At 71.6% G+C, this 13,362-nt stretch carries 8 protein-coding genes and 2 pseudogenes; 4 read left to right on the forward strand and 6 right to left on the reverse strand.

Annotated elements, in window-relative coordinates; translation table 11 throughout:
- Positions 1-29: 29 nt before the first annotated feature.
- The 5 genes and pseudogenes from F1C76_04850 to rfbB form a co-directional block, all read right to left on the reverse strand.
- The gene (locus F1C76_04850; GenBank protein ID QNG36005.1) at positions 30-2,504 is read right to left on the reverse strand and encodes a hypothetical protein; all 2,475 of its coding nucleotides are present in this window, start codon (positions 2,502-2,504) and stop codon (positions 30-32) included.
- Positions 2,501-2,818 (reverse strand): hypothetical protein, encoded by a 318-nt coding sequence (locus F1C76_04855; GenBank protein ID QNG36006.1) that lies wholly within the window; start codon positions 2,816-2,818, stop codon positions 2,501-2,503. Before F1C76_04855 ends, F1C76_04850 begins: the two co-directional genes overlap by 4 nt.
- 1,949 nt (positions 2,819-4,767) lie before the next feature.
- A pseudogene (locus tag F1C76_04860) lies at positions 4,768-6,069 on the reverse strand (hypothetical protein).
- A 214-nt stretch (positions 6,070-6,283) separates the two neighbouring features.
- Positions 6,284-7,141 (reverse strand): annotated as a pseudogene (gene rfbD / locus F1C76_04865) (dTDP-4-dehydrorhamnose reductase).
- A 14-nt stretch (positions 7,142-7,155) separates the two neighbouring features.
- Positions 7,156-8,151, reverse strand: coding sequence for a dTDP-glucose 4,6-dehydratase (gene rfbB, locus F1C76_04870; GenBank protein QNG36007.1), 996 nt, complete (start codon positions 8,149-8,151; stop codon positions 7,156-7,158).
- Between the two features lie 176 nt (positions 8,152-8,327).
- On the opposite strand from rfbB, the gene F1C76_04875 reads away from it, so the two are divergent.
- Genes F1C76_04875 through F1C76_04890 form a run of 4 tightly spaced genes read left to right on the forward strand, consistent with a single transcriptional unit; the run spans position 8,328 to position 12,162 of the window.
- Positions 8,328-9,878: a LytR family transcriptional regulator gene (locus F1C76_04875; protein ID QNG36008.1), complete on the forward strand. Its 1,551-nt coding sequence runs from the start codon at positions 8,328-8,330 to the stop codon at positions 9,876-9,878.
- A complete protein-coding gene (locus F1C76_04880; protein ID QNG36009.1) occupies positions 9,878-10,672 on the forward strand; it encodes a TIGR03089 family protein in 795 nt (264 codons plus the stop codon). Before F1C76_04875 ends, F1C76_04880 begins: the two co-directional genes overlap by 1 nt.
- Positions 10,673-10,707: 35 nt before the next feature.
- A complete protein-coding gene (locus tag F1C76_04885) occupies positions 10,708-11,490 on the forward strand; it encodes a CoA transferase subunit A (GenBank protein QNG36010.1) in 783 nt (260 codons plus the stop codon).
- Positions 11,491-11,493: 3 nt separating this feature from the next.
- Positions 11,494-12,162, forward strand: a complete 669-nt coding sequence (locus F1C76_04890) for a CoA transferase subunit B (protein ID QNG36011.1) — start codon at positions 11,494-11,496, stop codon at positions 12,160-12,162.
- 38 nt (positions 12,163-12,200) lie between these two features.
- Here the strand turns inward: F1C76_04890 and F1C76_04895 are convergent, their stop codons facing one another.
- Positions 12,201-13,358, reverse strand: coding sequence for an acyl-CoA dehydrogenase (locus tag F1C76_04895; GenBank protein QNG36012.1), 1,158 nt, complete (start codon positions 13,356-13,358; stop codon positions 12,201-12,203).
- Between the last annotated feature and the right edge of the window lie 4 nt (positions 13,359-13,362).

The following is a 13,362-nucleotide window of genomic DNA, read 5'->3' on the forward strand; positions in this document are numbered from 1 at the left end:
AGGATCGTCAGGTTAACCCGCGCTGCCCCTCACCCCCGCACCGCCGTGCAACCCACCGGGGGATTGGTCGTGCCGGCGCCCAGGTTGAGCGCGAAGACGCAGACCTGACGTGCGTTCGCCGGGGCGGTGAAGACGCCGGAGAACCCGTGCAGCGGCCCTGCGCCGGGGCGGGCCCCGGCGATGTCGGGCCGGGATCCACCGGCCACCAGAGCGCCGGTGTACTGGCCGTCCACGTACACGTGCACGGTCACCGGGGTGGTGGGCAGGTCGGGGTCGAGTGCCCAGCCGGAGACGGTGAGGGCGCCACCGGTGACCTGTGCCGAGTCGAGGACCCCCTCGGGGTTGCGAGTAGCAGGGTCGACGACCACCACGCTCCGGCAACCCAGCGTGGGGTTCGTCGTCCCGGCACCGGTGTTGATCGCGTAGACGCAGACCGTGTGCCTGCCCGGGGCGAGCTGGGTGGACCAGGTGTAGCCGTGCCGGGGCCCGATGCCGGACACGGCCTGCGCGACGTCCGGTCGATCCCCGTCGGCGACCACGGACGCAGCGAACGCGCCGTCGACGTAGACGTGCACCGACGTGGGGGCGTCAGGAGCATCCGGGTCGACGACCCACCCGGAGAGGCCCAACGAGCCGGTCATCCCGACCACGGTGTCCAGGGCTCCGAACGGGTTCGCCTGCGCGGCGGTGGTGGTCCGGACGGACCGACACCCGAGGGTGGGGTTGGTGGTCCCGTATCCGCTGTTCAGCGCGTACACGCACACGGTGTGATCGCCCGCGCCGACGATGCCGCTCCAGTCGAAACCGTGGGCCGCTCCGGCGCCCGGTCGCGCAGCGGCGACGTCCGGGCGGGTGAGCCGGGCCGAGACCGACGCCACCTGGGTGCCGTCGACGTAGACGTGGACCGTCGCGGGAGCCGTGGGACTGTCCGGGTCGAGAGCCCAGCCCGTCACCCGGACCGTTCCACCGGCCCCGGTGGCGGTGTCCAGGGAGCCCACGGGGTCGAAGTCCCGCGGATCAGGGACGGTGACCTGCCGACAACCCAGGAGGGGGCTGGCCGAACCCCGACCGACGTTCAACGCGTAGACGCACACCGCGTGGTCCCCGGCCCTCGACGAGGTGGTCCACGAGAAGCCCGTGCCCGGTCCGGCCCCGTAGGCAGCCGCCACGTCCGGACGACCGACGCCCGTCGCGACGGACCGGGCGAACACACCGTCCACGTAGACGTGCACCGTCGTCGGGGCGACCAGGGCGTCGGGGTCGAACGCCCAGCCCCGGACGGTCACCTGACCTGGCACCGCGGAGACCTCGTCCACCTGGCCGACGGGCGCATGCGAGTCGACGTTCACGACGGTGCGGCAGCCGAGTTGCGGGTTGCTGACGCCCCCGATGTTGATCGCGTAGACACAGACCTCGTGGGAACCCAGGGACGCGTTCACGGACAGCTCGAACCCGTGCCGGGCGTCGACACCGTGGGCAGCCCCGACGTCCGGGCGGTTCCCGTCTGCCACGACTGCTGTGCGGTAGCTGCCGTCGACGTAGACGTGGACCGTCACCGGCTGCGACGTGTCCGTGCGATCGAAGACCCAGCCCCTGACGGCGTAGGAACCGTCGGCCGAGGAGACCGTGTCGAGGTTGCCCTCCGGCACCACGTCGGCAGCGCCCACCTGGGTCGAGCCGAACCAGTCCGTGAAGTAGAGCCAGAAGTTCCGGTTGCCGTACGCCGAGCAGCTGTTGCCGCTGCCGTAGCCGGCGGCCAACGCGGCCGCGTTCGGCTGGTAGGGCGTGTAGTTGTACAGACCGGCGGTCGCCTGGTTCTGGAGGACCACGGGCCCGGCGCCACAGGACGCCGTCGGGGAGAACCGCACCTGGTTCACGATGCCGACACGGTGCGTGTACCGGCTGGGGTTCGCCGCGTACACCTGGAACTGGCGCGCAGCGTTGTAGACCTGGTTGAAGAACCCGTAGTACTGGCTGTCACACGCTGCGGTGTCCGGGCACCCGAACCCCATGGCGCCCCGGTAGCGGCTCGCTGAACCGGTCCCCGTGACGAGCCCCTGCTCCTTCTGCAGCATGACCAACAGGGCTCGCGGGTTGATGCCGCAGGCGAGCCCGACCTTCGCGATGATCGCGGCCGCGGACTCCCCCGCTGCTCCCGCGTAGGTGGCGCACCGCGCATCGGCGGGGCGGGTCGTCGTGTCCTGCCGGAAGTCCTTGAGACACGGTGAACCGTCCGACGCCGTCCTGCACGACGCGCCCTTGGCGGTCAGGAAGGACTGCACGGACGCCGCGTCCATCGCGTCACCGTCGAAGAAGACCGCGTCGCTGATGATGTTGCCCGGGTCGAACTGGCTCGGGTCCGCGACCGTCTCCAGGACGGTCGGCCCCGGACCGACAGAGGGGGTGGTCGGGGCGCCCGACGTCAGCGCGACGAAGGCGGCCAGGACGGCGACCACCACGGCGACCGACCGGACTCGGCTGACGAGGGGTTCTGGGCTCCTCATCGCGCCGGCACCTCGACCGTCGCGGGAGCGGACGTCGCCGTCCCGGCGGCAGACGCGTACGACAAGGTCGCCTGCCACGCACCGGCCGTCAGTTCGTCGGCCTGTACGGAGAGGGTGCCGCAGGACGTGCCGGAGGCATCTGCCAGACCGGTCGACGTGGCCTCCACGACCACACCCGACCGGTTCAAGGAGAGCGTGCAGGTGCCGCCGGTCTCGACGACCCCGGTGACCACGCCGGAGGCATCCACACCACCCGGCTCGGCGAACCAACTGACGTAGGTCAACGCGACCTGGAGGTCGCTCCCGCCGGTCACCGGGGCAGGGTCCACGGCCGTGACCGGCGGGGTCGAGGGGCCGGCGGACGAGGGAGGAGCAGCTCCTGACGGCTCACCCGGTGTCGACGCCCCGCCAGGGGAAGGTGTCCCCGACGACGGGGCTGCGGACGAACTGGGCTGGTCCGGGGTGGCGCTGCCGGCGCCCACTCGTGTGTCGGGCGCACTGCACGAGGCAGCCGCGGCCACGACGGCGAGAGCCGAGGCCGCCACGGCGGCCTGCCGGACGATCGTGCGACTGGACATGTCCCGTGCCTCTCTGGGTCTCGAGCCGGTCACGCGACGGGACGGCAGCCGAGCGGGACGTTGCTGGTCCCGTCGCCGACGGCGATCGCGTAGGCACAGACCTGGACCGGACCGCCCCCCTGAGGTGCGGGGAGGGTCGTGGCGAAGCCGTGCTGGGGCCCGGCGCCGGGGTAGACGTTCTGGGCGTCAGGACGCGAGGAGTTCGCAGTCAGCGCGGTGCCGGTCGAACCGACGTAGACGTGGACCTGCAACGTGCGGGTGACGTCGTCCGGGTCCACGGCCCATCCGCGGACGGTGATGCGCCCGTCGACGGAGGACGCCTGGTCGAGAGACCCATAGGCCGCCCACGCCGATGCCGCGACCGTGACGGTGGTGCAGCCGATCGGCGGGTGGGTGGTGCCCTGACCGACGTTGATCGCGTAACCACAGATCTGGTGAGTGCCCGGCGACACGGAGAGCCGCGTGAGGAGGCCGTGCTCGGAGCCGACCCCGAAGGCCGCACCCACGTCGTCGCGGGTCGCATCGGCGACGACCGCGGTGCGGAAGACGCCGTCCACGTAGAGGTGCACCTGGACCGGGCCCGACGAGTCGGGGTCCAGTGCCCAGCCGCGGACGGTCGCGGTGATCCCCGAGACCGTGGCGCTGTCGATGCGGCCGGAGGGGTTCCAGGACTCTGCGGCCACGCTCACCTGGGCACATCCCTGGACGGGGTTGTCGGTACCGGCCCCCTGGTTGATGGCGAACACGCAGACCTGGTGCGCACCGCTGCGCAGGGTGATGGTGTCCCGGTACCCGCGTGCGGCGTCGACGGCGAAGCCCGGGAAGGCCGAGACGACGTCCGGGCGCGCACCGTCAGCCGTGAGCACGCGCTCCAGACGACCGTCGACGTACACGTGGACCGATCCGGCACGGTCGGCTGCATCCGGGTCCAGGACCCATCCCGCCACGGTGACGACCCGCCCCGACACGGTGACGCCGTCCAGTGAACCCACCGGCGCCGCCGGCGCCGCGGCCACGACCACGGGGCGGCAACCGAGCAGGGGGTTGACCGAGCCGGTGCCGGTGTTGAGCGCGTAGACGCAGACCGTGTGGGACCCCGGCGCGGCAGCGACGTCGAGGGCGAAACCGTGCGCAGGACCCGCGCCGGGGTAGGCACCGTCGATGTCCGGTCGGCGGACGTCAGCGGTCGCAGCCCGGACGAACTGTCCGTCGACGTAGACGTGCACGGGTGTGGGCTGGGTGGGTGAGCTGCCGTCCAGCGCCCAGCCGGCCAGGCCGATCCTGTTGCCGAGGCCGGACGCACCGTCGAACGAACCGACGGGATCAGGCTGGAAGCCCGCGACCGACACCGTCCGGCATCCGAGGAGCACGTTGGTGTTCCCCGCCCCGGTGTTGAGGGCGTACAGACACACCTGGTGGCTCCCCGGCGTGGCAGGCAACGAGGTGTCGAACCCGTGCGCCCGACCAGCTGTGGGGAACGCCGCGGCGATGTCCGGTCGAGACGTGTCGGCGTTGACCGCGGTGCGGAACGTGCCGTCGACGTAGACGTGCACCGGCGTCGGCTGGGCCGGGGTGTCGAGATCGAGGGCCCAACCGGTGACGCGGAGTCGTTCGAACCCGCCCGTGGCGGCGTCGAACGCCCCCTGGGGGGTGGACCGCTCGGCGTACACCGCAGCGGCCAGGGTGCGGATGTCGTTCAACCTCGCGTACCCGTACTGACCGGGACACGTGGTCGCCCCCACGTCACGGTGACCGAAGACCGTGGGGAGCGAGACGGTCGTCCCCGCCGCGTACTTCGAGGTGCCGCCGCCGCTGGAGGTGAGCGAGGTCCAGCCCCGAGGGTCCACCCCGTACAGGGAGAGCTTCCAACCGATCACCGCGGCGACGGTGTCCACCATCGGCTGCGTGGTGGGGACCTCCGCGTAGTTGCCGAGCATGGAGACGCCGAACGTGTAGGTGTTGAAGCCACCGGCGTGCGCTCCGATCACCGGGCTGGAGATGCCCCGGTCCCCGCTGTAACGCCCCTCCCAGGCACGTCCGAACTTGTCGACGATGACGTTGTAGCCGATGTCCCCCCAGCCGCGGCTGATGGTGTGGAAGGCGTAGATGGACCGCAGGATCGCCGGGACCGCAGCGGCGGTGTAGCCGTTGCTGTCGGCCGTGTGGTGCACGGTGGCGGCCTTGATCGTCGGGGAGTAGTCCGGGTCCCAGGTCCGGATCGACTCGTCCGCCCCCCACTGGGCACGGGAGTAGATGGCCGGCATCGTGAGGGCGGCGTGGGCCTGGTCCTGGACCGCGGGCGCGCCCAGGGACGTGTCCGCATCGCTGGTGCCCGGGTCGATGAGCTGGGTCTGCACGTCGGCGGGAGTCGACCCGTCGAGGGCCTGCACGACCACCTGGACGCCGTTCGCCGGGCCCGTGTAGTAGGGCGCGGTGCCGTCACGCAGGGCGGACTGGTCCACCGAGTCCGCCGGGGTCTGCTCGACGTCGTCCTGCTCGAGGGTCGTCCACTCGCCCCAGCCGTCGTCACCCGACTGCACCCGGAGCTGGACCCGCACACCCGTCACGGCAGGGTCATGGGCCCACGTGACACCCACGGCTGCGAAGCCCGCGGTGTCGGTCTGCGACACGGTCAGCGCCGGCACACCCTCGACCTCGTCACCGGTGACGGCCACGTCCTCGTCGGTCACCGTCCCGTCGGCGACGGGGTCGGCTCCGTCGTCGCTCGCGGGGGCCTCGTTCGTGCTCGTGGAGCCGGCCTGGCCCGTGGCGTCGGGGGAAGGGTCGTCTGGCGACAGGACGATCGAACCGACCTCCACCGGCGAGTCCGACCCGACAGCGACCACCTCGGCATCGGTGGCCACCACGGCCTCTGCCGCAGGCGCCCCCACCGACCCGAGCTCGACCTGCGCGATCGACGGTGGCACGGGTTCGGCCTCGGGCGCCGGTGCGGCGTAGACGGGCAGCACGAGAAGGGTCCCCGTCATGACGAGGAAGGCGGCAGAGCCCCCGATGAAGCGGCGCACGAGTGGTTCCTCCGATGAGCGACGAGCAACGACCGGGGGCGTTGCCCCCGACCGGTTCCGTCAGGGGCATCGTCACGTCGGCGTCCCACCTTGAGGAAGTCCCCCAGAAAGTGTCGGACCCCGCGCACAGGTGTCGTACAGCCTGCGAGCGGGGTCCGACCGGGGGACGGCGGCGTCAGGGCCGGAAGCCCTCCTGCATGGCCGTGGCCAGCGCCGTCCGCCAGTCCTGGCGCACGGGCAGCCCGGCCTGCTCCCACCCCGACCCGTCCAGGACGGAGTACGCCGGCCTGGGGGGCCGGACGGACGAAGTCCGCCGACGTCGTCGGCAGGACCCGGGCCGGGTCGGCGCCGAGCTCCTCGAAGACCGCCTGCGCCAGACCGCGCCAGCTCACCTGCCCGGTGTTCGTGTAGTGCAGGACGGGCGGGGCCGTCTCCACCAGTCCCAACGCCACCAGACCGTCGGCGAGGTCTGCCGACCACGTCGGGGAGCCGATCTGGTCGTCCACGACCGAGATCGTCTCGTTCTGGCCTTCAAGTCGAGCCATGGTCCGCACGAAGTTGCCACCGTGCCGGCCGTACACCCACGCGGTGCGCACCACCGATGCGTCACCCCCGACCTCGGCCACGGCCCGCTCCCCCGCGGCCTTCGTGCGCCCGTACGCCGAGCGGGGCGCCACCGGGGAGTCCACCGGGTAGGGCTGCGTCGCGTCCCCGCCGAAGACGTAGTCCGTCGACACGTGCACCAGGCGACCCCGGCCCGCCAGTTCCTCGGCCAGCCAGCCGGGGCCCGGCCGTTGACGACCAGCGCGGTGTCCTCGTCGGTCTCTGCGGCGTCGACCGCGGTGTAGGCCGCGGCGTTCACCACCACGGCCCGGTCGGCACCGGCGTCGTCCAGCCAGCTGCGCACGACACCCCGGACGGACCGCTCGTCGGTCAGGTCCATCTCGGCCCGACCGACGGCGGTGACGGACTCACCCCGCCCCTCCAGGGCGGCGAGGAGGTCGTGACCGAGCTGCCCCCGGGCCCCGGTCACCAGCCAGGCGGTGCTCACTGGCGGGCCGTGGCCGCCGCGGCCTTCAGCGGCTCCCACCAGGCCCGGTTGTCCCGGTACCACTGCACCGTCAGCGCCAGACCGTCCTCGAAGGACATCCGCGGGGCGTAGCCCAGGGCGCCGGTCTTCGAGTAGTCGACCGAGTAGCGGAGGTCGTGCCCGCCGCCGCGGGGGTCGACGATCTCCTGGACGGAGGACCAGTCGCGGCCGGTCGCCTCCAGCAGCTTCTCGGTGAGCTCGCGGTTCGACAGCTCCCGCCCGCCGCCGATGTTGTAGTACTCGCCCGGCGCCCCCTTCTCGACGACGAGCTGGATGCCCCGGCAGTGGTCGTCGACGAAGAGCCAGTCGCGGACGTTCGCACCCTCGCCGTAGAGCGGCACCGTGTGACCGTCGAGCAGGTTGGTCACGAAGAGCGGGATCACCTTCTCCGGGAAGTGGTACGGCCCGTAGTTGTTGCTGCACCGGGTGATCGAGATGTTCAGCCCGTAGGTCTTGGCGTAGGCCCGGGCGATCAGGTCGCTGCCGGCCTTGGCCGCCGAGTAGGGCGAGTTGGGCTCGAGGATGTGGTCCTCGACCCAGGAGCCCTCGTCGATGGAGCCGTAGACCTCGTCGGTGGACACGTGCACGACCCGGCCGATGCCGTGCCGGAGCGAGGCCTCGAACACCTGCTGCGCGCCCAGCACGTTGGTCAGGACGAACTCCGCCGCACCGGTGATCGAGCGGTCCACGTGGGACTCGGCAGCGAAGTTCACCAGGACGTCGTGCCCGGGGAGAGCGGCGTCGAGGTCGGCCGGGACGCAGATGTCGCCCTGCACGAAGCGGTAGCGCGGGTTGTCGGCGACCGGGGCGAGGTTCGCGAGGTTGCCGGCGTAGGTGAGCTTGTCGAAGACCGTCACCTCGGCGTCCTCGTAGCCCGGGTAACCGCCGGAGAGCATGGTCCGGACGTAGTGGGAGCCGATGAAACCGGCTCCGCCGGTGACCAGGATGCGCATCGAGTGGGAGTCCTTCGCGTTGGTGGTCAGCACACAGACGGGACGTGAGTGTTCCAGAGCGGGCGTCGCAGACCGGTTCTGACAGGTCGTCGTCGTATCGTCACGTCGATCCCGCCGCTGGACGACGACCCCTGGTGCGTGTGCCGAGGCGCCCCGCCCGACGTGAGGACGACACCGTGAGCACCTCCGAGGACCGCCCCGGCGGCAACCGCCCCCTCCCTCCCCGGTTGGACCCCCGGGCCGGTCGAGCCCCGCGGCACTCCGCACCCGGTCTCGCCTCGGCAGGGGCACCTCGCAGCAGCGGCCTGCGCCGCGCTGCCATCGGCGCCCGGGTGGTCGCCGGCCTGCTCTCCGTGGTGCTGCTGGCCACCGGCGGGTGGGGCTGGTACCTGGGCCGGGTCGTCGAGGCCAGCGTCAACCGGACCGACGCGATCCCGACCAGCGGCAACGACGGCGTCGCCGCCGTCGAGGACGCCAACTCCGCGATGAACCTGCTGCTGGTCGGCAACGACAGCCGGGCCAGCGCCACGGAGGAGGAGCTCGCCGAGCTCAACACCGAGGCCAACGACGGCATCAACACCGACACCATGATCTTGGTGCACGTCCCGGCCAACGGTGCCGCCGCGTCGTTCGTGTCCTTCCCCCGCGACTCCTACGTCGAGATCCCCGGCCACGGGTACGACAAGCTGAACGCCGCGTACGCCTACGGGATGCTGGACGCCCCCGACGGCGCGACGGACGCCGAGAAGCAGGCGATGGGGGCCCAGCTGCTCATCCAGACCCTGAGCCAGTTGACCGGGCTGTCCATCGACCACTACGCCGAGGTCGACCTGCTCGGCTTCTTCAACCTGTCCAGCGTCATCGGTGGCGTCGAGGTCAACCTCTGCAACGCCGTCCAGGACTCGTTCTCCGGCGTCGACCTGCCCGCGGGCGTCCAGACGATCAGCGGGGAACAGGCGCTGTCCTTCGTCCGCCAGCGGCACGGCCTCCCCCGCGGCGACTTCGACCGGATCATCCGCCAGCAGACCTTCATCGCCGGGATGATCCGCAAGATGCTGTCGGAGAACGTCCTGTACGACCTGGGCAAGCAGCGCCAGCTGGTCGAGGCGGCGGCGAACTCCCTGACCGTGGACCAGACCCTCGACCTGCTCGACCTCGCCGGGCAGATGCAGTCGGTGACCGCCGGGGCGATCGACTTCCAGACCGTGCCCTACATCGGCGACGACACCGACGACGCCGGGCGCTACATCCTGCGGCTGCAGGACGAGGACGCCCTGCACGCCTTCTTCGCCAGCCTCTCGGCCGAGCCCGAGACCCCCGCGTCGGCCAGTCCGACCGAGGCCCCGGCGACGGTCGACCCGTCCGAGGTCTCCGTCTCGGTCTTCAACGGGTCCGGCATCGCCGGAGAAGCGGCCACCGCCGCCTCGCAGCTGGAGGCGGCCGGCTTCACGGTCGCGGCCACGGGCAACGCGGACTCCACCGAGTACACCGCCACGGAGATCCGCTACGCCGCCGGTGACGAGGCCCTGGCCGCCACGCTCGCCGCCTCGATCCCCGGCGCCACCACCGCGCAGGTCGACGACGTCGAGTCCGGGGTCGTCCAGCTCGTGCTGGGGTCGGACTTCAACGGGGTGGGCACTGCGCTGGCCACGCCGGAGACCACGGCTGCCGCCCCGGTCGAGGGCGAGGACCCCCGCACCGCCGCCGACGTCACCTGCATCAACTGATGCCCACCCCCGCCGACCTGCTGGCCGCCGTCCTCCGTCGGGACGGCGCAGCCCCGCTGGTCACCCACTACGACGACGCGACCGGCGAACGGGTGGAGCTCTCGGGCACCACCCTCGCCAACTGGGTCTCCAAGACGGCGAACCTGCTGCAGGACGAGTTCGACGTCGGCCCGGGCAGCACGGTGGCCCTGGCCCTCCCGGTGCACTGGCAGACCGCGGCCGCCCTGCTGGCGGTCTGGTCCTGTGGCGCGGCTGTCGTCGACACCGCCGCCGAGGACGAGGACCGGCTGAGCGACGTCGACGTGGTGCTGGCCGAGCAGTCCAGGCTCGCGGCGATCGAGGAGCAGGGGGTCGACGAGCTCCTCGGACTCTCCCTGCACCCGCTCGGGATGGGGATGACCGGCTACGTCGGGGACGCCCGGGACTTCGCCCTCGAGGTGCGGGTGCACGGCGACCACTTCGCGCCGTACCAGCCCCCCACCCCGGACTCCCCCGGGCTGCTGCTCGCCGGGCTCCAGCTCACCCTCGGCGGCCTCGTCGACACCGCGACCGAGCTGGCCGGACGGCTGGGCATGGTGGCCGGGGACCGGGTGCTGGTCGACGAGCAGGCCGCCACCGAGGCCGGCCCGGTCGCCTGGTTGCTGGCCCCGCTGGCCGCCGGCGCCTCGATCGTGCTGAGCCGGCACCCGCTCCCCGGCGGTCTGCAGCACCGGGCCGAGACCGAAGGGGTCACCGCTACCCTCGGGCTCAGGCTCGACGGGATCCGCGAGCTGGGCCGCCCCGCTCAGAGCTGAGCCCGCCCAGCGACTCGACGGACGGTGGTCGCTGCATGGACAAGGTCGTTGCCAGCACAGCCGAGGCGGTGGCCGACATCGGCTCCGGCTCCTCGTTGGCCGTGGGTGGTTTCGGGCTCTGCGGGGTGCCGATCAAGCTGATCGACGCGCTGCTGGAGCAGGGCGCGGACGGTCTGACCACGATCAGCAACAACTGCGGCGTGGATGACGCGGCGCTCGGGGTGCTGCTCTACGCCGGCCGGATCGCCAAGACCATCTCCTCGTTCGTCGGGGGCAACAAGGAACTGGCCCGGCTCTACCTGTCCGGTCAGCTCGACGTCGAGCTCACCCCCCAGGGGACGCTCGCCGAGCGACTGCGGGCCGGTGGCTGCGGCATCCCCGCCTTCTTCACCCCCACCGGGGTCGGCACGATGGTCGCCGACGGCGGCATCCCCGTGCGCTACGACGCCGACGGCAACGTCACGCTGGTCAGCGAGCCCAAGGAGACCCGCGACTTCGGCGGCCAGGACTACGTCCTGGAGACCGCTCTGACCGCCGACTTCGCCCTGGTCCGCGCCGCGGTCGGTGACCGGCACGGCAACCTGGTGTTCCACGAGTCCGCGCGCAACTTCAACCCGCTGTGCGGCATGGCCGGCACCGTGACCATCGCCGAGGTCGAACGACTGGTCGAGCCCGGGGAGATCCTCCCGGAGTCCATCCACCTGCCCGGGGTCTTCGTGCAGCGCGTCGTCGAGGTCGGCACCGAGGGCAAGGACATCGAGAAGCGCACCACCCGCCCCCGCCCCGCCGCACCCACCGCCCAGACAGAGGAGGCCTGACCGATGGCTCTGACCCGTGACCAGCTCGCCGCCCGCGTCGCCCTGGACCTGCAGGACGGCCAGTACGTGAACCTGGGCATCGGCATGCCGACCCTGGTGCCCAACTTCATCCCCGACGGCGTGCACGTGGTTCTGCAGTCGGAGAACGGCGTCCTGGGCGTGGGCCCCTACCCCTTCGAGGGCGAGGAGGACCCGGACCTGATCAACGCCGGCAAGGAGACGATCACTCTGCAGCCCGGCGCGAGCTTCTTCGACTCGGCGCTGTCGTTCGGGATGATCCGCGGCAAGCACATCGACGTCGCCGTCCTGGGCGCCATGCAGGTCGACCCGCGCGGGGACCTCGCCAACTGGCTGATCCCCGGGAAGATGGTCAACGGCATGGGCGGGGCCATGGACCTCGTCCACGGTGCCCGTGAGGTCATCATCATGATGGAGCACGTCGCCCGCGACGGGTCTCCGAAGCTGGTCGAGGAGTGCTCCCTGCCGATGACCGGCAAGGCCTGCGTCGACCGGATCATCACCGACCTCGCCGTCGTCGACGTCACCAAGACCGGCTTCGTGCTGCGCGAAACCGCGCCCGGGGTGACCGTCGACGACGTCGTCGCGGCCACCGGCGCTCGGCTGACCGTGGCCGACGACGTCCGCGAGATGGTCATCCCGGTCTCCGCCTGACCCGTCCCCCGGGCCGCCCGCCGGCGGCCCGGGGGAGGTCAGCGCAGGATGTTGCGCGCGATGACCATCCGCTGGATCTGGTTGGTGCCCTCGTAGATCTGGGTGATCTTGGCGTCGCGCATCATGCGCTCGACCGGGAAGTCCTGCGTGTAGCCGGCCCCGCCGAACAGCTGGACGGCGTCGGTGGTCACCTGCATGGCGACGTCGGAGGCGAAGGCCTTGGACGACGCCGACACCATGGTGAGGTCCGGTCCGCCGGTCTCCCCGCGGGCAGCGGCGACGTAGACCAAGTGCCGGGCGGCCTCGATCTTCATGGCCATGTCGGCGAGCATGAACTGCACGCCCTGGAAGTCCGAGGTGCTCTTCCCGAACTGCTTGCGGTCCTTCGTGTAGGCGATCGCCGCGTCCAGCGCCCCCTGCGCGACGCCGACGGCCTGCGCGCCGATGGTCGGGCGCGTGAAGTCGAGGGTCTTCAGCGCGGTCTTGAAGCCGGTGCCGGGCTCACCGATGATCCGGTCGGCCGGGATCGTGCAGTCGGTGAAGATCAACTCGCAGGTGGGTGAGCCCTTGATCCCCATCTTCCGTTCCTTGGCGCCCACCGCGAAGCCCGGGTCGTCCTTGTGCACGACGAACGCGGAGATGCCGTTGGCGCCCTTCTCCGGGTCGGTCACCGCCATCACGGTGAACCACTCGCTCACGCTGGCGTTGGTGATCCACGCCTTGCCGCCGTTGAGCACCCAGGAGTCGCCCTCCAGGCGGGCGCGGGTCTTCATCGCCGCGGCGTCCGAGCCGGCCTCCCGCTCGGACAGCCCGTAGCTGATCATCGCCGCCCCGGAGGCGATGGAGGGCAGCACCTTCTGCTTGAGCTCCTCCGACGCCGACAGGATCACCGGCACCGACCCCAGCTTGTTCACCGCGGGGATCAGCGAGGCGCTGACGTCGACCCGGGCGACCTCCTCGATGACGATGCAGGTGGCGATCGCGTCGGCGCCCTCGCCGCCGTACTGCTCCTCGATGTGCGTGGCGTGGAAACCCGCGGCCGTGAGGGCCTTCTGCGCCTCGACCGGGTACCGGGAGTCGGCGTCGACCTCGGCCGCCCAGGGTGCGATCTCGCGCTCGGAGATCTCCCGGACCGCGGCCCGGATCGCGTCGTGCTCTTCGGTCAGTGCGTACAGCCCGCCGGCGTTGCTACCCACGCCC

The sequence above is a fragment of the Geodermatophilaceae bacterium NBWT11 genome, assembly GCA_014218215.1.
Taxonomy (GTDB): Bacteria; Actinomycetota; Actinomycetes; order Mycobacteriales; family Geodermatophilaceae; genus Klenkia.